21 protein-coding genes are annotated in these 25,054 nt (G+C 42.4%); 4 read left to right on the top strand and 17 right to left on the bottom strand.

Annotated elements, in window-relative coordinates:
• Positions 1-239 precede the first annotated feature (239 nt).
• Genes NI389_RS15630 through NI389_RS15615 form a run of 4 tightly spaced genes read right to left on the bottom strand, consistent with a single transcriptional unit; the run spans position 240 to position 2,274 of the window.
• A complete protein-coding gene (locus NI389_RS15630; RefSeq protein WP_308360740.1) occupies positions 240-854 on the bottom strand; it encodes a LysE family translocator in 615 nt (204 codons plus the stop codon).
• 4 nt (positions 855-858) lie between these two features.
• A complete protein-coding gene (locus tag NI389_RS15625; protein WP_308360739.1) occupies positions 859-1,311 on the bottom strand; it encodes a GNAT family N-acetyltransferase in 453 nt (150 codons plus the stop codon).
• Positions 1,312-1,349: 38 nt separating this feature from the next.
• The gene (locus NI389_RS15620; protein ID WP_308360738.1) at positions 1,350-1,712 is read right to left on the bottom strand and encodes a VOC family protein; all 363 of its coding nucleotides are present in this window, start codon (positions 1,710-1,712) and stop codon (positions 1,350-1,352) included.
• Positions 1,713-1,743: 31 nt separating this feature from the next.
• Positions 1,744-2,274, bottom strand: a complete 531-nt coding sequence (locus NI389_RS15615; protein WP_308360737.1) for an NADPH-dependent FMN reductase — start codon at positions 2,272-2,274, stop codon at positions 1,744-1,746.
• Positions 2,275-2,415: 141 nt separating this feature from the next.
• Between NI389_RS15615 and NI389_RS15610 the strand changes: the two genes are divergently transcribed.
• Positions 2,416-3,060 (top strand): TetR/AcrR family transcriptional regulator, encoded by a 645-nt coding sequence (locus NI389_RS15610; protein ID WP_308360735.1) that lies wholly within the window; start codon positions 2,416-2,418, stop codon positions 3,058-3,060.
• A 42-nt stretch (positions 3,061-3,102) separates the two neighbouring features.
• Here NI389_RS15610 and NI389_RS15605 read toward each other — a convergent pair whose 3' ends face one another.
• The 3 genes from NI389_RS15605 to NI389_RS15595 all read right to left on the bottom strand — a co-directional run bounded on the left by NI389_RS15605 (position 3,103) and on the right by NI389_RS15595 (position 8,062).
• Positions 3,103-6,138 (bottom strand): efflux RND transporter permease subunit, encoded by a 3,036-nt coding sequence (locus NI389_RS15605; protein ID WP_308360733.1) that lies wholly within the window; start codon positions 6,136-6,138, stop codon positions 3,103-3,105.
• 4 nt (positions 6,139-6,142) lie between these two features.
• Positions 6,143-7,234, bottom strand: coding sequence for an efflux RND transporter periplasmic adaptor subunit (locus tag NI389_RS15600; RefSeq protein ID WP_308360731.1), 1,092 nt, complete (start codon positions 7,232-7,234; stop codon positions 6,143-6,145).
• 414 nt (positions 7,235-7,648) lie between these two features.
• Complete coding sequence (locus tag NI389_RS15595; protein ID WP_308360730.1) at positions 7,649-8,062, bottom strand: GNAT family N-acetyltransferase; 414 nt, start codon at positions 8,060-8,062, stop codon at positions 7,649-7,651.
• A gap of 336 nt (positions 8,063-8,398) precedes the next feature.
• Here NI389_RS15595 and NI389_RS15590 point away from each other — a divergent pair, with 336 nt between their 5' ends.
• Positions 8,399-10,486, top strand: a complete 2,088-nt coding sequence (locus tag NI389_RS15590) for a TonB-dependent receptor (protein WP_308360729.1) — start codon at positions 8,399-8,401, stop codon at positions 10,484-10,486.
• 134 nt (positions 10,487-10,620) lie between these two features.
• Here NI389_RS15590 and NI389_RS15585 read toward each other — a convergent pair whose 3' ends face one another.
• From NI389_RS15585 to NI389_RS15545, 9 genes are all read right to left on the bottom strand, one after another.
• Positions 10,621-11,184 carry an acetate uptake transporter gene (locus NI389_RS15585; protein WP_308360727.1) on the bottom strand — a complete coding sequence of 188 codons (564 nt, stop codon included), beginning with the start codon at positions 11,182-11,184 and terminating at the stop codon, positions 10,621-10,623.
• Between the two features lie 238 nt (positions 11,185-11,422).
• Positions 11,423-11,890 (bottom strand): GNAT family N-acetyltransferase, encoded by a 468-nt coding sequence (locus tag NI389_RS15580; RefSeq protein ID WP_308360726.1) that lies wholly within the window; start codon positions 11,888-11,890, stop codon positions 11,423-11,425.
• A 107-nt stretch (positions 11,891-11,997) separates the two neighbouring features.
• On the bottom strand, positions 11,998-12,864 hold the full coding sequence (locus NI389_RS15575; RefSeq protein WP_308360725.1) for a PhzF family phenazine biosynthesis protein: 867 nt from the start codon (positions 12,862-12,864) through the stop codon (positions 11,998-12,000).
• Between the two features lie 57 nt (positions 12,865-12,921).
• Complete coding sequence (locus tag NI389_RS15570; protein ID WP_308360724.1) at positions 12,922-13,371, bottom strand: GNAT family N-acetyltransferase; 450 nt, start codon at positions 13,369-13,371, stop codon at positions 12,922-12,924.
• 230 nt (positions 13,372-13,601) lie between these two features.
• Positions 13,602-14,930 (bottom strand): amidohydrolase family protein, encoded by a 1,329-nt coding sequence (locus NI389_RS15565; RefSeq protein WP_308360723.1) that lies wholly within the window; start codon positions 14,928-14,930, stop codon positions 13,602-13,604.
• A gap of 195 nt (positions 14,931-15,125) precedes the next feature.
• Complete coding sequence (locus NI389_RS15560; protein ID WP_308360722.1) at positions 15,126-16,301, bottom strand: winged helix-turn-helix domain-containing protein; 1,176 nt, start codon at positions 16,299-16,301, stop codon at positions 15,126-15,128.
• A 1,215-nt stretch (positions 16,302-17,516) separates the two neighbouring features.
• Positions 17,517-18,008: a hypothetical protein gene (locus NI389_RS15555; protein ID WP_308360721.1), complete on the bottom strand. Its 492-nt coding sequence runs from the start codon at positions 18,006-18,008 to the stop codon at positions 17,517-17,519.
• Positions 18,009-18,049: 41 nt separating this feature from the next.
• Positions 18,050-18,745: an MFS transporter gene (locus tag NI389_RS15550; RefSeq protein ID WP_308360720.1), complete on the bottom strand. Its 696-nt coding sequence runs from the start codon at positions 18,743-18,745 to the stop codon at positions 18,050-18,052.
• An 86-nt stretch (positions 18,746-18,831) separates the two neighbouring features.
• Positions 18,832-19,476 (bottom strand): MFS transporter, encoded by a 645-nt coding sequence (locus NI389_RS15545; protein WP_308360719.1) that lies wholly within the window; start codon positions 19,474-19,476, stop codon positions 18,832-18,834.
• A 70-nt stretch (positions 19,477-19,546) separates the two neighbouring features.
• Between NI389_RS15545 and NI389_RS15540 the strand changes: the two genes are divergently transcribed.
• Both NI389_RS15540 and NI389_RS15535 read left to right on the top strand, forming a co-directional pair.
• Positions 19,547-19,981 (top strand): helix-turn-helix domain-containing protein, encoded by a 435-nt coding sequence (locus NI389_RS15540; RefSeq protein WP_308360718.1) that lies wholly within the window; start codon positions 19,547-19,549, stop codon positions 19,979-19,981.
• Between the two features lie 620 nt (positions 19,982-20,601).
• A complete protein-coding gene (locus tag NI389_RS15535) occupies positions 20,602-21,108 on the top strand; it encodes a hypothetical protein (RefSeq protein ID WP_308360717.1) in 507 nt (168 codons plus the stop codon).
• Positions 21,109-21,151: 43 nt separating this feature from the next.
• Here NI389_RS15535 and dsr1 read toward each other — a convergent pair whose 3' ends face one another.
• Positions 21,152-24,991, bottom strand: a complete 3,840-nt coding sequence (gene dsr1 / locus NI389_RS15530; protein WP_308360716.1) for an anti-phage defense-associated sirtuin Dsr1 — start codon at positions 24,989-24,991, stop codon at positions 21,152-21,154.
• Between the last annotated feature and the right edge of the window lie 63 nt (positions 24,992-25,054).

Below are 25,054 nucleotides of genomic sequence, written 5' to 3'. Positions count from 1 at the left end.
GTATTTACCTCAATAATACGTTTGTATTTATGAGCAATTCCGTGATGGTGCACCATTACAAACTTCTTCCTTGGCCCTAGATTGATGCCATTGACTATTCAAGCTCACTCAGTGAAGCGTAGAACACCCCTTCAATCATTCCAGTTTTAGCAATAAAAACAGAGAAAACGCTGAAGTAGTAAAAAAGCACTAGTACTTTTTACCAATGTTCAATTTAGAAACAACCGACAGAAAGAAATTTAACTCTTACTAAACAGCAAGTTGACCCCGGAAACCGACAACAACACAGCACAGCCTTTGTTAAAACGACCCGCTGTTTTTGGTCGAGTAAACCACTGACTTAGATACATACCGAACAATGCATAACCACTCAATGCGACCATTTCTAATAACAAAAATAGGCCGCCTAACGTCACGAACTGTTGTTGTACATTGCGGTTTACATCGACAAATTGAGGCAAGAATGAAGTAAAGATTAAAATCGCCTTAGGGTTCCCAGCAGCAAGCATAAATTCCTGTTTAATTAGCTCTTTATTACCAGAACCATTGGCGACTTTTTTGGCTATGTGCAATGCGCTTGAACACCAGAGTTTAAAGGCTAGCCAAAACAGGTAAACAGCGCCTAACATTTTAATCGTATAAAACAATGTTTCTGATGCATACAAAACAGCAGCAAGTCCGGATGCGGCCAAAGTAATCATAATAATAAACGCAACAATACGACCCAACCCAGCAATAAAGGCCACGTTAAAACCATAGTTACGCCCATTGTTCATCGCTAATAAATTATTTGGACCTGGCGCCATATTGAGTGCAAAACACGCAGGGAGAAACAACAAAAGAGACCAATACATTTTTTCAGTCCTTCAATGGCGCTTTAATGATAAACCCTTTTTCAATACCCGCTTGAAAACCGATTTTTTCGTACAATCGATGTGCTTCAGATCTTAACTCACCTGACAACAGCATGACTTTATAGCACGAATTTTCCCAAGCCAATTGCAATGCATGTTCCATTACACGTTGGCTCAATCCCCTACGCCGAAACAAAGGACTCGTTATTACATGTTCGATCACGCCAAAAGGCCTCGCACCATTAGTGAGCGTAGGAATGATCCCAAGCTGACATGTTGATGCTATTTTGCCTTCCACAAGCGCCACAATTAACTTCGTATTTGAGACTCTCAACAATTGTGCCCCGTGAAGGTCTATTTGTTGCTGATTGAGAGTGGGATCATGCGGTCGCAATTCGTTATAAAGCGATAGAATGCCAAGCAAGTCTTCTTTCTCTGCCAACCGCACACATATCATCTTAACTTCCTTATATAAATTAGTATTGCCGGGACATATTATTTAGGTTGCCAGAGCTCAATAGGGTTACCTTCTGGGTCGTAAAGTCTCGCAAACGATCCATTCGGGTAGGCTTCTGGGTCGACGGTGACGTCTATCCCCTGCGATTGCAACTGAGCAACCATTTTACCTAAATCGGTAACTCTAAAATTAATCATCCAACGCTGGCTATCTCTTCCAAAATAAGTCGTGTCTTTTGCAAAAGGCGCAAATACCGTTGGGCCTGCATCTTGTGTCCACGGTGTTTCTCCATAACTTTTCGGCACAAGATTAACCCCTAAATGTTGTTCATACCAATTTGCCAACGTCTCTGGATCTTCTGACTTAAAAAAGAGACCACCAATACCCGTAACTTTTTCCATTTTTTCTTCCATCTCATCGTGATTCGTCGTCTTAATTTAGACTACGGGGTCGAAACGAACAAAATACATCGAGCGCTTTGCGAATTTGCTGCACCATATGCTCATCGTCTAAAATGCCTTCATACGACAGCTCGGAGCCAAGTAAAGGAAGCGTTAAGCAAGCCTGCGTATCAATATTGCCCGACATCGTACGAATAATTTCATGGAGCGCATTGATTGCATGTGAAGCGCGAGGCGAGGTATTAAAAATGGCCACTCGTTTATCGACAAACTCAGCTTCACTCACTAACCAATCTAGGGCATTTTTCAACACACCACTTACACCATGAGCATATTCTGGACTTGAAATAATCAGCCCACTAGACAATGCTAAAAGCTGTTTAAGTTTCAACACGCTCTTTACGCTACTCGCTTCAACGTCTGGATTGAAGGGGGGAATGTCCGCCAATCCATCAAAGAGAATAATTTCTGTTGAATCTGGCGCCAGCACTTGGCAAGCCTTTAAGAGCGCAGAATTATAAGACTTTTTCCTTAAACTCCCTGATATTGCTAATATTTTCAAAGTCATTATCCTTAATTGATGTAGACTCACCATAACACAATTAATTGCGGTAAATAAAAACAACTTGTTGCGTTAGTACTCGCTCCAATCAATGTTATGATAACGAACACGTTAAACGCTTGCTCAACCTTGACCAGAATTATGATGACCAAACCTCTTATCGACTCCGCTCAATCTAAAGAAATGACAAAAGCCAAACGAGGTAGACCGACAGGAGATCGGGATAAAAAAAGAGAGGAATTACTCGATGTTGCAATTACAACGCTCGCACGTGAAGGTTATTCAGGTTTATCTATCCGCAAAGTGGCACAAAATGCAGGTGGCTCAACAGGAACGATTACTTACTACTTTGCAAACAAAGACGAGTTAATACTCGGCATCGCGGATGAGTTGTTTAAACGTTTTGAAGCACTTTTGGTTAGCAAAGGCGAACCGACTGATATTGCGACGGCTATAGAACAATGGTCTCTTTGGAGTAGCGCTGACAATACCGATCTGGTCCGGGCTTTTTTACAGCTTCAATCTTACGCGACCATTGAGCCAACGTTTGCTGATTTTGTGCAAAAGCGAAACGAGCTGATCCTATCTCAGGTCATCAACATGATAGAAAAAGGCCAACAGGCAAACACCGTTCGAAAGGATATTCCAGCCGACATTCTCGCCGAACAACTCAGTGCCATGGGCGATGGATTCATGATTTCACTCTCTATCTACCCAAATCGACTCTCAAAGGAGAAAGTCAACGTTCTACATCAGTGCATTAAAACGTTGATTTCCCCTAACTAAGCTAAGCGCGGTTGTTCCCACACACTAAAAATAACCGTTCAATTAATCGCCTTGTGCTTTAAAAATCAAGGCGTAGAGAATCGGTAAAACGACCATTGTGAGTACCGTAGCAAAGACGAGCCCTCCAATAATAGTGATAGCCATCGACACAAAAAAAGCGTCAAAAATCAATGGGATCATCCCAAGCGCTGTCGTCAATGCAGCCATTGCAACAGGACGTAAACGACTAACACCGGAGTCAATAATGGCCGGCAATAGTGGTTTACCTTCACCTTGCTCAAGGTTGATTTCTTCAACAAGTACAATCGCATTTTTGATAAGCATGCCAATTAAACTTAGAAAGCCAAGTAAAGCCATAAAACCAAATGGTTGATTTGTCGCCAATAACCCCGCCGTGACACCAATTACGGCCAATGGCACACAAAGCCAAATAACCAAGGTTTGTTTTAGAGAATTAAACATGATGACCGTTAATAAAATCATCGCCAAAATAAACACTGGGATCGATTTACTTAGCCCTTCTTCAGCCTTAGAGGCGTCTTCAAACTCCCCGCCCCACTCTAATGTATATCCTTTGGGCAGTGTCAACGCTTCCACTTTTGGTCTCAGTCGCGCGAACAATTCACTTGCTGTACCTTCCGTTGGATCTGCAAAAATCGTTATCGTACGCGCGCGATTTCGACGGTAAATAACTCCGTCCTCAAATTCAGTTTGAAACGATTGCACCACTTGACGCAACGGGATCATCTTTTGGGCTATCGGACTCCAAATTTGAATATTCTCAAGATTGCTAATATCAGCATGGACTTGCTCATCGGCACGTACAATGATGGGAAGCAATAAGTTTTTGTCTCGGAAGACGCCCGTTGTTACACCTTCGAAAGATTCTCGAATAGTGTGTGCGACCATCGAGCGCGAAATACCATTAAGATTGGCTTGCTCTTCAGACAATACCGCCTTCACCACTTTGACTTTTTGTCGCCAATCCGTCCGCACTGCTTTCGTATTGCTATCCTCATTAAAAATCGCTACGACTTCTTGCGCGCTTTTCCTTAGTTGGTCAATGTCCTCACCGCTTAAACGGGCTTGAATTTTTCCTACGGTCCCTGTGCCAAGTTCAAATGGTGCGGCATAAATTAACGCGTCAGAGTAGCGCTGTGATAACTGAAGCTCAACTTGGGGCATCAGTTCACTGAGTGCGGTGTAATCATCAACGCTTACAAGAAACTGAGCGTAGCTACTGTTTGAAAGCTGAGGTTGATACGTCAACAAAAACCGTAATCCTCCTTCACCAATCGTGCTTGTCACGTGTGTGACATGCGTTTGTTGCTTTAAATAGCGTTCAATCTCTTTTGCGTTCTCATGAGTTTTATCAATATGCGTGCCCTGAGGTAACCACACGTCCACCATAAATTGTGGCCGAGTTGAGCTCGGGAAAAAGCTCTGTTCTACGAGAGAAAAACCCCAAAGCGATAACGCAAATACGACCGTGACAGAGGCTGAACTAAGGTAACGGTGTCGAATGCATAGAGTTAAAAACGCTCGATATCCAGAGTAGAATGCACCGCCATAGGGGTCTCTTTGTGCTTCATTTTGTGCGGGTGGTTTTAAAAAGAGTACACACAACAATGGCGTAATTGTGACCGCGGTAACCCAACTCAATAGCAAAGACACCATCACCACTTGGAACAACGAGCGACAATATTCCCCTGTTGCGTCGTTAGAGGTACCAATCGCGGCGAATGCGAGTATGGCTATCAATGTCGCTGCCAGTAGTGGCCAAGCCGATTGGCTTACGACTTTCGGGGCAGCATTTCGCGCACTTTCCCCTTTTTGCATGCGGATCAGTACCCCATCCACGACCACGATTGCATTGTCGACTAACATGCCGAGTGCAATAATCAACGCGCCTAGTGAAATTCGCTCAAGTGCAACGCCCATAGGCTCAAGAAAAATAAATGAACCCGCAATGGTCAAAATAAGAACAAAACCAATCAACATGCCGCTGCGTATGCCCATAAAAACCAGTAATACTGCAATCACTATCACAACGGCTTCAACAAGGCTGATAACAAACCCTGAAATGGCTTCTGTCACCGCTTCTGATTGCAGCGACACATAACCAAACTCAATACCAATAGGACGTACATCTTCAAGTTCTGCTAGTCGATTTAGTACGGCTTCCCCCATATCAACTACGTTTCCACCAGACACTGTCGACACACCAAGTCCTATGCCTGATTTACCATCAAAACGGATAATGGCACTTTGCGGATCTGAATATCCGCGTTTTACGGATGCAATGTCACGTAAATAGAATTGCTTCTCAGCGCCATCGCTGATTAATAGCGATTCAAAATCAGCTAAGGAATCAAATCCACCTGTTGGTGTAACGTTCACATAGGCAGCACCTAACTTTGCGCGACCACCATCAACGACAAGCCCTTTGCTACTTAATTGCTGAATGATCATGTCGGGAGATAGACCGAGTTGCGCTAATCTATCTCTGTTGAATTCGATGTAAATCGCCTCAAGACGTTCACCAAATGTGGTGATTTTTCCGACGCCTTTCACCTGTAACAATTGCTGCTGCAACTTGTCTACGTAACGTTTCAGCTCGTGATATTCATAGCCATCGCCAGTGACCACCATAAAAATGCTGTAAACATCACCGTAGTCATCCATCACTAATGGTGTAGAAGCACCTGGAGGCAAATACGGCTGAACATCGCTTACTTTCTGACGCAGCTTGTTCCAAACTTGAGGCAGCGTTTCTTTATTATATTGCTCCTTTATCGTTACGGTGATGGTAGACAGCCCCTGCTCTGACTTCGACACGACTCTGTCGAGCTCGCCAAGCTGTTGCACCGTTTTTTCCAAAAGTTCGGTGACCTCCTGCTCAACTTCTTCGGCTGATGCACCTGGATACGAAGTAATAATTAGGGCGTCTTTAATTGTGAATTCAGGGTCTTCCAAACGGCTCATCGATGAAAAAACCATGAGACCGGCCACCAGCATAACCACGGTTAAAACTAACGTGACAATTCGATTTTTAATTGCGATACAAGCTAAATTCATACTTTTAGCCCTCTAAAGCATGAACTAATGCGCCATTGCGAAGGCTAGATAGCCCCGAAGTCGCAATACGGTCGCCTTTTTCCAGGCCTTGTTTCACTTCAACCAAATCCGCTGAGATTGCACCGAGCTCCACTGGGGTTTTATATACTGCGCCTGTTTCATTATCTAAACGCCAAACAAATGGAGAGCTGTCCGTTTCCCCAAGCACAGCATCCACTGGTATATAGAGCGCCCCCTCTTTGCCATCCGTGTTTTTAGGTTGATAAAGTACATGTCCGGTCATCCCTGGGCTTATAGAAAGATTGGAAGTGGAGGAAAATCCCACGGTCACTTTAAATGTGCGCGTTATTGAGTCTGCCTTGCCAGAAAACTCCGTGATTTGACCGTCGAAACGTTCATTGGGGAGCGCACTGACTTCGACAAAAAGCTGATCTTCCAACTTGATCTCCCTCGCAGACCGAACATTCCGCCCTTTTGCCCAATCGACCTCAGGCACTTCGACCACCATTTCAAGTTCAGTGTCACTGTGAATGTGCATAACGGGTTGTTTCGCGTAAACCGTTGCAAACTGCTCGATTTCTTTACTGGTGATTCGACCAGAAAATGGGGCGATCAATCGCGTATCGTCGAGCGCCTTTTTCGCTTGGGTTAACCCGGATTCGGCTACCTCAAAGGCACTTTTTGCTTGTTCATACGCTTGCGTGGTTACCGCATTTGCTTTGAGGGCTGCGCTGAAACGCTCAAAGTCCAACTTGGCTATGTCTTTCTCTGTTTCAGCTCGCTCAAGTTGAGCTTGATAGTCTCTAGCATCAAGCGTGGCTAATACATCACCCGCTTCGACCAAGTCACCCTCATTGACTCGCACGTCAATGATTTTTCCCGGGACTTCAAATGCGAGCACAGATTGCTTAACCGCTGACACGCTACCCGGGTAGCGGAGCGATTTTTGGATGTGTCCACTGCCCACAGCGAACAGTTTGACCGGTCTTGAAACCGGTTTGGAATTGTATTGGTCTGACGGTTCGCAGCCCATCAACAACGTAACTACACCGAGTACTGAGGCATGCGTCAGGAGCAGTCGGTAAAAGTATTTCATGCAGTTCTCCAATTTAACAACGAGGAAATTGACGTTATTTGCAGGGAATTTTATGCCTCTCACCTGATGATAAAAGCAGCAATGGACGCCCAGCGGGGGCGATTATAGAACACTTAAAACAATTAACACAACACTTGTTATGTTAATTAAGTTGGACGAATAGCGTATGCCTCGATTTCCTTGCCTGCAGAATTAAGAGAAAAGTGAACTATATCTTGGACTTGAAAACGAAGATCGCCACGAAAATGCCGAGTATAAAATTAAAACAATGTGTTGCGGTTAGAAGTGACAGGAAAATGCGTGGTGAATGAGTTGGCTGTGCGGCAATGCCGCAATGAAGGGTGAACAGACCACTCAATTAGCTATCGTTAAAAGTGTGCACACCCCACGCTAAGGTTAACTGGTTAACTTTTGTCAAATCAACGCGGACTTTCGTAAATACGTTTCTGGCGCATCAATGACTTGAAACCCAAACTTTTCATACAGTGCGGCCGCATCATTGGTACGAAGTAACCAATTTACGGTTTGTAACTTTTCATGGTTCAAAATGTGGCTTAACAATTGTTTCCCTACGCCTTTACCTTGATGGTTTTCCAAAACGAATACATCGAGTAAGTAAGCAAAAACGACCGTATCTGTGATCACTCGCGCAAAGGCGATTAATTCACCATTAACATAGGCACCAAAGCACATGGAGTGTTCTAAGGATTGTTGCACCTGTGCCATTGTTCTACCCTGAGCCCAGTAAGATTGATTTGCGAGATAGTCATGAATAATTTCTAAATCAAGGGCTCGTATGTCGTTTGAAATCGTAATTGACGTGTTCATGTTCGCTCCTTTATGTGCCGAATAGCAACAAACTCTGCAGATGGTAACTAAGTATTTCGCCTTCTTTGCTGGATATATCCATGACGAATTGCGTGCAATTGTGCGCATAGCGCTTAATTACCGCGTGCTCACTATAACAATTAAAAATATGCGAGAAAACGATGTGTTGGATAAGCTAATCAAATGAATTTTAAATACTTGCTCAAGTTTTCTCACGCTCAAATGTATCGCTTTATGTTATTGTACGCACTTACCAATTTACACATTGAAATGTCATAGTAGATTCAACTACTTTGCCCTGCACATTTTATTTGGTTCTCAAGGAAACCGAACCCCATGCGTCTATCTGTCGTTTGCCTAGCCGTCAACGCTTGCCTATTTGCACCCTATAGTGATGCGGCTGAACCTATTGAAACGATTACGGTGACTGGAAACCGAGTTGCAGAGGCAAACGTAGACCAAGCCCTCAGTGTTTCTGTTGTTGCTAACGGCACGATTAAGCAAGACAACCCGCAGCATATCGGTGAAACTCTCGCCTCTGTCGCTGGTGTGTTAGTCAATCAATTAGCTGGCGGACAAGGCCACAATTCGGCTATTCGTATGCCAATGAACTATGGTGGTTACACACTTTATTTACAGGATAATGTGCCGCTGCAAAGTGCCGCTTTTTATAGCCATAACGCGCTCTGGTGGTCGAGCAGTAATGCGGATCTAGGACGTATTGAAGTCATCAAAGGAGCTGGCACTAGCCTTTATGGCTCTGGAGCCGTCGCTGGCACCGTCAATGTCATATCTTCACCGCTCGTTAGCGACCGTAAACACATGGCCGCTACTTTTGGCGATGTTGGTTATCAACGAATTCAAATGACGATTGAAAAGAAAGACCATCTCGGTGTATCGATTGCTTCTTTGAGTAATGGTGGCTGGCGAGCCCATTCTGCTGTTGAAAAATACGAACTCAACGCTAAATACCGCACATTCATCAACACCCATACGGCAATAACGACTCACCTGATAGCGTCTTCGTTAAACCAACAACTGACCGGCGCATTATCACCGGAACAATACGCTAACGATCCGACACAATCCGCGTTACCCGAAGCAATTGAGGCCGTTGATCCGCGCCGTAAGACCGATTACCTCCGATTAAGTAGTTCAGTGGTGGTCAATGACGACAACATTGAATGGTCTGCTATACCGTTTTTGCGTTACCGTACCAATGATTACATTGCAACATGGCAGCCTAACATGCCGCAAATGGAAACGACCAACAAAAGTGTAGGTTTGCTCGCTATGTCTCGTGTTAACTTTTCGCGCGAACAGCAAAGTATTCTCGGTCTCGACTTAGAAATTACTCAAGGCGATAGCCTTTCGTATCAAGCAAACACCGTTTCGACCTCTGGTTGGAACGGTAAACTTTATCCTGAAGGTCACATTTTTTACGACAATCGGGTCACATTCAGAAATATTTCACCTTATTTTCAGCATCAATCAGAGCTATCTGACGTACTTTCGTTGTTGGTTGGGGTGCGATATGACATTAATGAATATGAATTAAATAATCATTTACAGGAATACGACGACGATGGTTTTGGTAATCGTTCTCTTGCCAACCGCCAAGATCGTATCACCCACTTATCACCCAAAGCGAGCATCAACTATCGATTGAACGAGGATGCGAATGTGTATGCACGTTTTGCCAACGCAATCCGGATCCCGACCGCAGCTGAACTGTACCAATTAAAAACGCAAGATAGCAGTGCGCAAGTTGGACAACTTTCAGAAGAAACGTCAAACACCTATGAGATTGGCTATAAACATAATTTTACTAATGCGAGTGTCGAAGCGGCGTTCTATCGCATGGATGTCGACGATGCAATTGTAACCACCTATGACGACTTTGGTGCATCGTATCGCGTCAATGCTGCCAAAGTAAGACATCAAGGGATTGAGCTGGCGTTAACCTACCCGATTTCCAAACATTGGCAACTCGCATTAGCTGCTAGCCGTTCACGTCACACCTACGTCGATTACACGCAAGATGCTGGCCGAATTGATGCGAATACGGGCGACTCTAAGGCAATCACATTAGATGGTAACGATCTTCCGCTTGCGCCTGATTACATCGCTAACCTGCGTCTAATTTACACGCCAACGTTTATATCGGGGTTTTCTGCACAGATTGAGATAAAAAGTATTGGTGACTATTACGGTGACGAAGTAAATCAACGTCGTTTCAATGGTTATACCACATCGAATTTGAAGCTCAACTATCGTATAACCAATGCATTCGCAATTAATGCCCGAATCGCAAACCTCGGCAACGACAAGTACATTCTCCAAAACGAAGTCCGCTTTGGAAAAACTCAGATCCATCCTGGAGACCCAAGAACCGCATACCTAGCGCTTTCTTATACGTTTTGAGATGTCGCCCTCCAAAATGGTATTTGGAGGGATCCACCACACTGCTTCTATAATCGATATTATGCAGTGTGGTCTGAAATAAAATGAACACTCACCGAGAAATCGGAGTGCTTTGAATTACAGATCAATACTCATTATTTTGGCATGCCAATTGGCAACACAGTACGACCAAATTGTTCATTTAAAACCGTTGCCATAGCAAGATAAATGGCCAAACAGCCCACGAATATACCTTCATATGCCGCAATGACACCAATCAATGTATGACCTGTGAAATCGCGAATGGCCAGCAAGAAAAACAACAACGTTAAACCAGCAAAAATAGCTTGTTCCACCTTGTTGTATTTAAACGTGCCTAATGTCATAAACAAGGTAAACACACCCCACATAAACAAATAGCATCCCATATATTCTGGTGATGTTGGCTCTGCCAGACCCATTTTAGGTAAAACTAAAGTCAGCACCAGACTCCACCAAAACAGACCATAAGATAGGAAAGCTGTCATACCAAATGTATTATTGCGACGATATTCCATAATACCCGCGATTATCTGAGCGAGTCCGCCATAACAAAGCCCCATCGCCAAAATCATGGCGCTAATTGGGAAAAAACCGGCATTATGAATGTTCAAAAGAACGGTTGTCATTCCAAAGCCCATTAAACCGAGAGGGGCTGGATTGGCAAAAGTGGGATTCACGATAACACTCCAAAAAAGACCCCAGTATCAGGGGCGCGGCATTGTAGAGTCGTCTTTTGAATAGAGCAAGAGTGAAGAAGATGGATTTATTTCAAGTCGCGAATCGGACCCAATAAGCATTCGCTCAATACAAGACGAGCAAGCACGCGTTGCTTTTCCTTGTTGTGACATACAATTTTTTGATTTTCCGTTTAATGCTTTAATACATTGGATTTCAAATGAATATTACACACTCAACTTACATTGACTCGACCGTCGAGCTTTTCATTAAAAACGCGATTTTTTCTATTCCGTGCGATGGTGTCCAACGCTTATATTCTGTAAACCCTTGTTTTTGATATAAAGTAATGGCTGGAGCATTAGCAGCCGCCGTTTCCACTGTTGCTTCTGTATGCTCAAAATTCGCTAAAACAAAGTGAATCAGCTGAGTCGCTATTCCTTTTTTAAAATGGTCCGGATCTACCGTTAAACTGTCAATGTCTAACTGCTCATACTGGAGTGAGACCTCGATAACCCCTGCTAACGCTTCATTTTCAAAATAACCAAAAAAATGGGTGGTAGAGTCAGCAATATCTAAAACACGACGAGATAATGGGGGGAAATGTTGTGTGCCTATAAGTTTGGCTTCTATGGCGTAAGAACGCTGAAAAACATTATATATCTGACGTGCAACATCTTTATTAGCTTGGTTCAACTTAGTGATCATATATAAACATTCTTACTGCGTCATTTTATTCTATGCTACGGGCTTCGGTTCTGATTTCAATTGTTCTTATCTATTCCCTCAATTCAAAGAATAGTTCAAATAGCACCTTAAACGTGAATAGTTTGAGTATCAAACTGCTTCGCAAAACCGCCTACCCTAACCTGAGTGATTGTTTGTCCTTGAAGTTTAATAGACGCCGATAACTTTGACATACAGCCCATGGCTCGACCTTGCTCAAACAAAAATTGCGTCTCTATACCGTCAATGTGTTTAGTTAAATAACTCGCTAGCGCACCGGTTGAACTCCCCGTCGCAGATTCTTCCGAAATACCAAACAAAGGTGCAAAGTTCCGGCAACTCGCTGTGACTTCGTGCTCCTGATTACATAATTCAAACGCATGCAATCCCACCACATTATGCTCCTTGCAAAACGCCATGAGTTTCGGCTCATCAACGATAAGACTATCAAGACTGCCATACGGAACCGCGACGATTAGATCTGACAACCCGGTTGAAACCACTTCAATAGGTAGATTGGTTGACGCTAAACGTTCAGCTTCAATACCAATAAGCGGCGCAATGAGCTCGTAGTCAAATACGTCTTTAAATTCGGGCAGTCGTTGCTCCATCACTACATGCCCCGTTGCATCGACATTTACACCAAGTAAGCCCGCTTTAGTTCTTTGGATATAGTGCCCCTCAGTGATTAAACCGTGAGCATACATCGTTGAAAACGCGGCTAACGTTGCGTGACCGCAGAAGTCGACCTCATCAGTCACCGTAAAAAACGACACGGCGAAATCAACTTCGTTATCCTGACATACGAACGCCGTTTCAGAAAAGCCAACCTCTTTCGCGATAGCCAATTTTTGTTGGTCTGATAATGAGTCTGCGTGTAACACAACACCGGCTGGATTACCGCCTGTTCCATCGGCTGTAAAGGCATTCACTAAATACGCTTGAACGGTTTCCAAAAGTTCATCTCCAACTCTGATTAAAACTACACGTTTTTGCAAATAGTGTAAAAAGGCTTACGCGAAATGCAATTCCATAATGGTTTCATCAAATTCGTCTTGTTCTACCACGTTAAAATCAAAACGTTCAAAAAAGGCTTTCATCACATCATGACCCTCAACATAACAAATTGAGACTGAATTGAATCCTTTTAATTGTTTAATTTCCTCTAAAGCCAATTTGACCGCCTCGGTGCCGTAACCTTGGCCTTGTACACTAACGTCAATGAGCAACTGATCAATGAAAATTTCGTTCGGTTTTCCATCGCCTAAATTTGGGTAATATTGAATAAAACCAACAGGTTTATCACCAAAGTAAATACCACGGTTTATATAGTGGTCATAGAATTTAGACGCTGCAATCGCTTCAGAAGGCAGCGCGACAAAGCGCTCTTGTTCTTTTGAAATTTCAAGGTTAATCATATCAACCCAATTGTCTTTCGTGATGTCTCTTAAAGTGATGGCCATTTCTCAACTTCCTTTCTGTTCTATTGAATTATCAAACCCACAAAATCCAATGAATTCTATGTGCATATCGACACGCCTGTTTTTGTTTTACCACAAACAGGAGACCGTAAGCACAAAGAATTACCCAAATCTAACACAACGCTATTTAATCGCATTGAATTAAAAAGGATTACGATGAAAAAAGACGACTCTCGATGTATGCAACTAAACCTCGCAAAACTTCAACAATGCTATTCTTTTGGAACCACCACCTCGCCATCTTTCACGACAAATGCGATGTCCTGAGTATTTAGGATAGTTTTGGTTGGTGAGTTGTTTAGCACAACAAAATTTGCTCGCTCTCCTTCATTTGTACCGACTTTTATTCCTAAGAATTCAGCAGAGTACGTTGTTGCGGCCGCGATTGCCTCCTCTGGTGTAAACCCAGCTTCAGTCAGTAATTTCATCTCGCGGTGCACGGAGTAGCCTTGAACCGTATTCCAATTTCCAGCGTCCGTACCCACTAAAACTCGAACGCCAGCCTTATGCATTGCATTAACAGCAGCAAACGCGATTCGATTACGTTCCTCAAATTCAGCCTTACGGTCTTTATATTTTTCCAAAAGGGATGGGGCTCGATATGCTGCGATGAGCGATTCAGGCACCAACTGTTTCAATAGCGGCGCATCTAAAACGGAGTCGTCGAACAGAAAATTGATAAAATCATTGTGAACAGCCAGTGTCGGTATCATTGTCATTCCCGACTTTGCCATCAACACAAGCACATCCAAAGGAATTTCCCCCCGCGGGACATGCGTAATCGCACTCGCGCCAACCTCAACGGCATCTCTTACATCTTGCCATGTCTTGATATGTACAATTGTTTTGATGCCAAATTCATCTGCCGATTTCACTAATTGCGCAAAGATTTCCTTGGATATAGATGGTTGGTCGTCAGTCGGTTGGTACACAATTTTAATTACATCGGGTTTATATTGCGCGAGGTCGTCCATTTGGCTTATCGCCTCTTCAACCGTCGTCACGGTCCGCGTTGGAATTCCATATTCGGAACAATGTCCTTTTGGCGCAGTGAAACAGGTTAAACTGGCATACATGTCGGCACCAATAAATGCGCCACTGCGTTGCTTTGCTCTTACCTCTAATAGCTTTTGTTCGTAGCCAAACAAGTCTACAAATCCAGTAACGCCAGCTTTAAGCACACGTTGAGCAATGATTTCTGTGCCGGGAGAGTCATTTTTCGCATTTGGAATGAAGTTACCATACGAGTGCGTATGCATATCAATAAGTCCAGGGATCACCCACTTCCCCGCTAAGTTGACCACTTTTCCAGAAAAATCCGATGTTAAATTGTCAACATTTGCAATTACAGAACCTTCTCTTACGATGAATACCTCATCCACAAAGCCATTTTCAGCGCTAAAAATGTGACCATTTACAAATGCCACATCGCTTACCAAATACTTGGCCTGAGGTTCATTTTGATTGTCTGATGCGCAGCCGAATACGCCGAGTGTTAAGACAAAAATCACACTTCGCTTGAGACGGGTAACCAAATTCATGTTCTTATCCCTAAATAGTTGGCAAGGCCAGTTGTTGTTTTCAATCGCGATAAGTTGAGATTTAAGGATGGCAGGTGTGAATTTGTCTATAACTATAAAGGACTCAATAACCCAACGATCTGCAATCTCGCATACCGGTCTTTTTGAATAAGACGAGAGCAATTTTCGAAAGGTTTAAAAAGCCTGCAATTATATTTAAGCGTGCCATTTCAATGCATGCTCTCCAATGGCATCGAGACTGAGCGTGACACAACCATTGAAATGTGCAAATTTTTCAAGCTCTTCTAGCAAGGCACTAAAGAATGCCTGCTCATTAAAGACCACATTTTCTAGATGTAAACTAATGACCTCAAGCCGCTTTTCTGCTCTGTGCGCTTTGCAATCCAATCGCGCCACTAATTTATCACCGAATAAAATAGGCAAACAAAAATACCCGTATTGGCGTTTATTCGCCGTCACATAGCACTCTATTTTATAGTCAAAATTGAACAACGCTTTTAGTCGTTCTCGATGGATCACCAAGTTATCAAATGGCGATAAAATCTTAAGTAACTTATTGGGAGACGTGGTCTGCTCAAGAAGTTGACTCTCAACGTAAAGATCTCCCCCTTTTTCTTGTTTAATGACCTTAATATCACCAGTTTGCACATGGTCAAGAAGGAGCTGTCGCATTTGCTCTCTCAGTGATTGTCCTTTTCGTAGATGAACGAGTTGTTTCCAATTGAATACACCATGTGCCCGTTTCGTCGTATTGAATAAATATTCTGCGAATTCGCTGATTGTAGGTACTCTGGTATTAAGCTCGCTTGGCAAGCAGCGCTCTGCTAAGTCGTACTCCTTCTCCATTCCATGTCGCTGCGTTACCATCAGTTCACCACGCATAAAAAGTTGTTCAATGGTGCGCTTCACTGGGCCATAATTCCACCAGCTGCCACTGCCACCTCCCCCACCTTGGTTATCCAGTGTTCGAAGTCGCATAGGCCCCTCAGACTTAATACGCGAGAGAACTTCGTGCTCTAATTTAGGATTGGTCTTTTGATGGTATGGGCTTTCACCATTTCGTATGCTGTTCATTTTGACGAGTGCAAATCGATAGTCATCCATCGGTAAATATGCCGCAGCATGAAACCAATATTCGAAAATAGATTGTTGTTTTACAAGTTGATTTAGGTAGTCAGGTTGATAACTTGGAACTCGACTCCACAACACATGGTGGTGTGCTCGTTCAACAACACTCAGTGTGTCGATTTGCACATAACCTAAATGTTTAATGGCTTGTTTAGTTGCGAGTAAGTCGTCATGTGCTTTAACTTCCGACTGCAATCCTTGCGAGGCAATCGCGATTCCTCTTAATTGTTCAAGCAGTTCCATATTATTTTTTTCATCCCATAAAAATCAATGGCATTGGCACTAACGACACCTTTCCAACATTCAAATATGTAACCTTTTGTACAGACAACTTACTCACAGGTCTGGGCATCCAAACTACACTCTATCGAAAAAACAAACTGACTTGATTTTCCAATAGCCTTATCACCTGTTCTAGCCAATGCTACACCTCAGATAATTGTACAGCAGCACGTATGTCTGAACGAATGAATAGAGACAAAGGTCAATTAGCAAGATTAATTAAAAATACGATTAGTAAAATTTCATTTAAAAATTTCTTAAAATTAGCAATATATCTTCACCCAATCAACCGCTATTAGTTACAATATAACCACGCCATGTGCATAAACTAGCCATCGTTGGCTAGTTATGAAAACTCGATATGATATTTTCCTCAACCTTGTTCATTACCACAAGTTTCATTCCAAGATAAAGGAGTCAAATTTTTTGTATGGCATAACGAGTTTATGGCTTATAAAACAATGATGCTTCGCTTTTAAAGCAAGTCAAGCAATTGAACAGTGATTGTTTTATTTTTTGCCGAAAGCTGAATAACCTAACTTCGCATCCTACTAACTTCGCTTTGAAATTTTCGCCGAATTTCACTTTTATTGACTATCGAATTTAAAGCTTTGCTACTGGGTGAAATCGACAAAAAATTCAGGTGTAAAGTAACTTGATTTTGGTATGAATTTTAATGTTCGAGTGATTATTTATATTACGGTTGGATTTTGAATAAAAATATTAACTTGATAAACTTCATAATGATTTTATATTAAGTGGGGATGGAATATTTTTAGGAGATTGTAGCGACTTTCACTTCGAACTGTTTGCAGTTTGAAGTGTAACATTGCAAAAAGTGACCGACCTTGTCCAATCCACGCAGACTTTACTATCGACTAACTAAATGCGATGAGAAGCCTGTGTGTTCTGCCAATCAAAATATCCCAAAAGCGGACCATCAGCGTAACTCGCTTCTGACCCAAATCGAGTTAGGTTAGCAGTTTAAATATTGTGAACTCAGGAGGTTGAAAGTGTTCGTATTACTTATTTAATCCGTCGACAAAAATTAGTAAAACAGATGACACTGATCACAACGCCAATCTTAGCTCTATAAATTGCCAGAGGGAACTTTATAGAGCATATAAGCGTAAACTTTCTACAATTACTTATTACGAATATGATTTTTGAACTGAATCAGTCGGCCTGATTTTTTTCTTCCTTAAAGTCGCAACTGGTTAAGCGAAACATCAACACCCAATCCGATAGGCATTCGGTGTCATGAATATCCCCTGGTAGGTAGGTCGTCACGTTGCCTGGTTTTACAATATTTGATCCTCGACTAACGAGAGTCGTATGGCCGTCCTGATTAGTTATTTGTTTATAGGTTGAAACTTCCATTTCCCCGCTATGTAAAGCGTAAAAGACCCATCCTGCACCATGATTATGAGGAACTCTGTATAGCGCCTTTTTTTCAAAGTGGGCAAGCAAGATAAAGCCGAGTTTATCATCCCGATGTAACTCTTGGCTTTCTGGTTTTTCTTGAAGTAAACGCTCAAACCACGGCTCTGTAACTGGGGTTTGAGCCAATCGCTGCAATTGTGCTCGCGTTTGTTCAACTGTATGAGAGTTCAACCCTTGCCAATGCGATTGAATTTCACTAATGACTTCATTTAATGTATTTTTCATCGTAGTTAACCTCTATTTTGGTTGTTTAAAAATGAAGGGTTTTAGGCAGTATTGACTTGGTTCTTACCCTTAGTCTGCTTATTAAAAAATTGAATGCTTAAAGCCGTAAATAGGGCTAGAAGTGCGACGAAATACACCATGTTTACGCCGTCAGACAAAAGAAGTGGGCTAGGCTCTGCTTGTTGAGACAAGCCTGTGATGAATGAATATAAGTTGCTGCTTATTGTAGCTCCTATCATTAGTCCCAAGTTTCTAGATAAGCTTAAAGTACCGGAAAGCAAACCTTTGTTGCTGGAATTAACTTTTAACATAGTGAGCGTATTGTTCGCTGAGGTGAAAGTCGCATATCCAGAGCCCATAATCACCAGTCCAATTATGTAACCTATAGTGCCGTCAGTTGCGGTTATCTGTGTCATCCATACTGCACCCAAGGTAATCACGGTGATACCAACAAGTGCCAAGTTGTCTAGATTAATCTTGTTAGTTAACTTACCGGACAGAAAGGCGAACATGGCAACCGTGACAGGGCTAGCTATCATGACGAACCCCGTTTCTACAATTGATAGTTGTAACGCCAATGTCAGATAAAATGGGCCAATGATAAGAGAAATCATGACGACATTAGCGATCAAGAAATTTGTAAATAGGCTGATTAATAGCGTTGGTTCTTTTAGTGTTTCCACATTGAATAAGGGTTGATTTGTTTGCCTTTCATAGGTAACAAAGGCTGCTAACATGCCGATGGAAACCATTGTCAAAATTAGAGTAAAACTGCCCAAACCAGACTCTGTTGTTTTTAAGGTTGTGGTTGAAAATGCAATTGTTAAAAAAACAGAAGGGCGGCCTTGTAATTTATCGACTGGCTCGTCTTGGTTTTATTAGCTGGCAAGTAATAAAGGGCAAGAACTAAGATTGCAGCGGCAATAGGTATGTTGATTAGAAATACACTTTGCCAGCTCCAATATTCAATCAAGAAGCTCGCCGCCACTGGACCCGCTCCTGTACCGATTGCTGACATGCTGCCAATCAACCCAATTGCGGAACCAACTTTGTTCTTTTCAAATGTTTTGCTCGCAATCACCATATTTACTGCGATTAGCATTGCGCCCCCGATGCCTTGGATAGCTCTGAAAAAAATCAAATGGTAAAGATCTGTGTTCGTACCTAAAGCGATGGATGCGCCAATGAATATCATTAGCCCGATAATAAGTACCTTTTTCTCGCCTTTTGCATCAATGACTTTGCCTGCGATGACTAGGGTTGACGTCAGACTTAACATATAAGCTATGGTCAACCATTGAACTTGTGAAAATGATACGTCCAGTTGTGTGGCAAGAATGGGGAATGTGAGATTCACGCTGCTGATTGCAAGCGAAGGTAATAGCGTAGCAAATGCCAGCATAGCTAAGATCATACGGTGCGATATTGTCTTTGGTTCTTGATTTTTTCGTCTAAGAGAGGACTTCATAGGGAACCTCTTGAAGTTAATCGGCTTGAAAACTATACTACGACTTCAAGTCGACTTGAGGTCAAGAGGTATGAGCGAAAAACCTGAACTAGATATTCAGCAAGTATCAAAATTATCAGGAGTTCCTTCTTCAACCATTCGTTATTACGAAGAAAAAGGTCTTATCAAACCAATTGGGCGCAAAGGGCTGACGCGAATATTTAAGGCAAATGTTGTGGAAAAATTGTCTGTCATTTCCTTAGCGCAGTTTGGTGGTTTTTCGCTGGATGAAATCTGTGTGCTGCTTGAGTCTGGGTTAAATGCTGAAATTGACAGAAGCCAGTTGCTTGAAAAAGCGGAAGAGATTGAAAAGAGTATCGCGTTATTAAGTGTAATCAGTGATACATTGCGACATGTAGCTCATTGTCCAAAAGCCAATCAATTTGATTGCCCCAAATTCCAAAATTTATTGAAAAAAGCCGTACGCCTGCAACATCAAGGCGTTAAGAAAATGAAGCTCAAATAGCAAAATTTACTCTAAAATAATTGAAATCACTAGCAAAAGTGCACTGAGATGCTTTCTTACAATCACGATATTAATACAAGAGACATGTTTTGTAGTTTGAAGTAACTTACAGTTCAAACAGCAAACATCATTTTGCAGTTTGAACTGTAAGTTTGCATAAAATACCAAACATACATCAACAGCTTAGCAGCATGATTGAAGCATAAGTTGACATAACAATGAAGCCTAAGTTTGCAAAAAGTTACCGACCTTGTCCAATCCACGCAAAATTTACTAGTTGACCAACTTGATGCTATGAGAAGCCTGTGTATTCTACAAATCAAAATGTCCCAAAAGCGGGCAATCAGCGTAACTCGCTTCTGCCCCAAAACGAGTCTAGTCGAGCGTCGCGAATAAGCGATAACCGGTCACTCAGATGAGTCTTTTTTAACTTAGAACGAATAAGAGGATACTTTCCTCTTTTTTACATATTTATTATATAAGTTGCATAAATCAGAATATATAGTTAGCAATAACTTATGCTTTTTGCTATTAATAGAAACTCATAAAATAAGGACGTTTTCGCGCTGAAATAGGGGAAATCCCCTGCAATAAAGCTGTTATATATTTAGGAGGACAAGTTGACACCCGAGCAACAATTACTAGTTTTAAAGTTTCAAATAGCCGCTAGCATTTTGATGGGGCTTGATTATTTTATGCCAGAATCATGGCGTGAAAAGGCAAATGAAAAAGCCAAGGCATATTTTTCAGGAGTTCAAAGTCGCGTTGATTCTGACATTACATCCACATGGGAGTATATAAAAAGTAAAATTGCAAAAATAATTACCGCAGTTGTAATGCTTGGTTTGGGATTTTTAATGCTTAACTTTAATAGTCTTCCAATTCTTGTAGAGAGTCCAGCTTTTCTATCTTTGTGGTCTATAGCTGCATTATTGTTATTAACTGGCGGATTCTTAACTCTTTCAAATATATTCATGTATATATTGATACCCGTCGGTTTAGGTGGTTTATTTCGATCGTTTACAACATTTATTCTAGGCTCCCCTAAAGGGCCATTAGCCGCAATAGGTTTTATTTGTCTTTGCGTTTCATTTGGTCTGAGATACAACTATTTAGTAAATGTATAACATATTACTTTTGATCAAAATGCGTTAACAACTTGATAAGTCCTTACTCTAGTCGGTTACGCTGATAATACTCGTAAAGTCTGCGGTATTGAAAATATTCATTTATCTGTGGTTCAACATTTACGATTTCGGTTAAGCAGAGATTTAACTCTTCCGGTGCCCATTGCTGTTCTTCAACGACCGCATCTAACAACGCTAATGCGGTTAATGGGAACCGTGTACATAAACCGGATTCGTATAGCACATTAATTACGTGACTCGGGTTGTCCGTTGGTTGTAACCAGTCCTTTACCGCTTCAAATGCAGTCGGGAATTCTCCTTTAGCTGCAATCGCAGTGCGGGCCAAATAACCTGCAAGGCGAGGTGAAACCAAATTGAGTGTTTTAGGCCATATATACAACCAGAAACGATGTGAGCGATTTATCCAATAATCTTCAGCTCGTTCAGCTGCTCCTTGAAGTGCTTGTAAAAACGCTCGTGCCGCGCTTTCTAAAGCGTTTTGCGGAAGCAAGCTGTACACCAAGCGGAGCTCTTCATTCGTATATTCTTTTGGGGGCTCTAACGCTAAATACGTCAAAAATGTCGCAAATTGGTCGTTATATTCACCTAATTTATCGTAATGTTTTGCACAGTCTAGAAACTGTGATTTAAACGCATTCAGCAAAGGGGCATATAAACGTGGAGACCAAAGAAAACCTTGCCATATCGCCATAGCCTCAGTGGTCTTATTCCAATCTAGTAAAGGTAAAAGATGTTGTTCTGTCCACCTTGGGTCTACTCGATAAAATGCTATTAGTCGGCTACCCATCAACACTCTTGCGTGGCAAAAATGCTCTAAATTTGCGTCACAAAGTGTCGTAAAAAAAGGTTTAATATCGTTCGGGAGTAAATCATAATCCTTCGGTGCGCGTTTTAACCAAAGGTTAAGCAACGCACGCGTTACATGCCCTATCGGATGATTAATCGCAGATGTTAAATAGTCATGAGTCTCTATGCCATTACGGGTTAATCGAGCTCCCGTACCAACAACCATTGGCAATGCAGTAAATCGTTGACACAGGTTTAGGAAGGCATCCTCGTCAAGATTTACAAACTCCGCGGCTTTCTCTAGCCACCTGGTTGCGGCATGAGCTACTTCAAGCAAAAAGCCATCTGGTGCCTCTTGTAAAAGCGGCGCGACACATTGCCAAGAACGATTGATATGTTCCTGCCCTTGCCACACCTCCAGTGCTTCATTCCATCGGGCGGCAGGCCACTTACCAAGAATCGTTAAATCGCGCAGTGCAAATACACTATGATAAAAGCGCGATTTACACACTTCCATCCAAGTGTCGTTATAAAAAGGACGTTGTTTTGGTAAAGATCTTACTAGCCATTTAACGAGTTCGTTTCTTTTTCGTGGGGCTATATCATCAACTTCAAGCTTCTCATAGTCAGGTTCATCGCCTGAACTCATCCAAAACATAAACTCATCGCTCTCATCTGAGTGTAATTGCCAGCAAGGGTTTGCCCGTGACAACTCGATATATTTTGAATATGCTAGCGCGCCTAGGTTAAGGCCTGAACTTTTAAGTTTGGCAAGAAATAACCAAATTGCGCGAGATGCCAAATTTTGCCAATCATTTTCTTCTAGATCGGGTTGAAACATTTCTCGCGCTGGCCCCATCAATATGGCCTTTTCTAAGTCAGCCTGGGAATCTGAATCCAAATTGTGACCTTGTATAACTAAAAGCCTTAGCACCTCTCGCCTGATACACCTGCTCCAAAGCCACCAGGCATCGTCAGCCAAAAGCCAGCTCACCCAATGCGAAGGCATGATGCAATTGTTGAAACTCGCCGTATATAGCGCCATTCTCTTAAATGTTGGATAGGGTATGTCGAACCACATTTGACCAATTCTAGAGGCTCTTGGAAGATTATTCGCGTATACATCCTCCCACCCTTTTCGCAAGAATTCTATCAAACATACCCAGTCATCAAATCTCCTGTTTTGCGGGTGCGGCGAAATTGAGGGTAGATACCAATTTGAGTGATCTGTACGGTCATCAATCTCTCCAATCTCGTGCAACAAATCTAAAGCATCTCGCAGTAATAGCTGGAAGTCTTCCATAAGGTCCGGTAATGCAGCCGTCCAAACTTTGTCAGCGTCCTTATCTAAAGTCGAGTGAGCAAAATCAGCGGTTAACTCGAGTGCAAAATCAACTTGCTTTTTCACTTGCAAAGGCGAGTCAGGACATGCGTGAAACTCGTTGTATGACTGTAAAACGTCTTTTAACCTAATTTTAGGTGTTAGTAATTCTCTTAATTCAGCACGCATTGATGCTGTCATTCCCTCGCGCTTTAAGCGCTGCTGCCAACTAATGAGAGAATGTGTGTGCCGAATTGATTTGAGTCTCCCTGTTAGCATTAGGCGCCACAGTACTTTCATCATAGGGTTCGGAATTGCTTGCGGAGATTGCAAGCGAATTTCGTCAAGTTCGGAGGGATTTTTATTTAATTCAAGTTGAGCATAATAGTCTAGTTTTTGTTCAATTATATATTTAAATCTTGGATGTAACTCTCCCCCTTGCTTCATAAGCCACATAATCAACCTTGAATCGTTTAAGTGACAAAGTAACCAGCGAGCAAGATAAAACATACAATCATCCCACATACAGCTTTCGTCGCCTCGAGAAACAAGTTGCATTCTAGGTGTTTTCTCAAAGGGTGCAGGCCGCTGAACTAAGCTAAACCGAACGTTAGGCGTTGTTTTACCGGACGGGTGCACTCCAAATCGAATCAAATCTTTCAACTCAAAGCGCTGTTGGCAAAAAGGTTCGATTAGCCAATCAAGTGGTGGTGTTGGATTAAACTCGGCAAATCGCTTAGCTGGCAAACCAGTTTTATCTGAAATCGCCCAAATCATTCGCCCTACGAAATCATCTTGTTGTGTACTAGCTTGTGGATGAGCAAGTGCATGTTTGACAACTATAGCTTCTTTTCCTTGAACTCCATCACGGTACGTTTCAGACCATGCTTGAAGAGTTTGGTGCATTGCTGAATGATCGCGGCCATCACCTGAGACCTTGTAAAGTATTGGTGTGACGCCTTTTGCTACCCATTCGATTGTTTTGCGTTGTTCTTGCCCAGGCTCACATTCACCAAACGCCCAAGCTTGATGGGTAACTTCTCCTTGCATCCTATCGGCAGCTAATGCATCCATCATATATCTAAGCACAGGGTCGTTGATACTGTACCCAACAAAGCAAACTATATAATTTCGAAATAATTCGCTGACGAAACGCGCGGCCCAACGCTCGGTAAGATATGCTAAGCCAAAATCACCACTAGTAACAATTAATCTCTGCAATGCAGACAAGTCTTCTTTTTGTGGCAACAATCCATGTAAAAAAACCAAGCCGTTCCAGCGGCTGTCTTTAGGGATAGGGAGCATAGGAGCTGCATACGTTTCAAATAACTGCCCTGAACGTTTCGCTGCAGCGTGAAACGTACGATCAAAGTTAGTTGTGACTAGTCGCAAAGCTCTATCTTCTCGACTTCGGGCTAAACGCAACAATGCTGTTTGTGTATCTAATGCCCCTTTGCGGCGAAGTTTAGGTTTCAATATCTCTGCCAGTTTTTTTCTGACAGCTACTCGTTGGCCAGGGAGACGACGTTCCAATAAATCAAGAGTTACATCGTATTGGCCTCGGTTGAATACCTCCTTCTCCATTGCTAAGAGATCAGTCCCAGTCAAGCGGTATATGTCTTTTACTAGACCTTTGAACCCGGGTAGGCCCGCTGGATAGGAAATACCTGCACCACAAAAAAATACAACACGCCCTTCTTCATGAGCTTGAAGAAGTTCGTCAGGTATATCGGGCCCATTCGTTATAAACTGCATTGGTTATGGTACCTTTAAAAAAAACGCAAATTTGGCTCGAGGCGATTCATTGGTCTTTACATA

Origin of the sequence: Pseudoalteromonas xiamenensis, assembly GCF_030994125.1 — a bacterium.
GTDB classification, from domain to species: domain Bacteria; phylum Pseudomonadota; class Gammaproteobacteria; order Enterobacterales; family Alteromonadaceae; genus Pseudoalteromonas; species Pseudoalteromonas xiamenensis_B.
The sequence above is the reverse complement of the archived record's forward strand: the minus strand, read 5'-3'. Positions and strand labels throughout refer to the sequence as shown.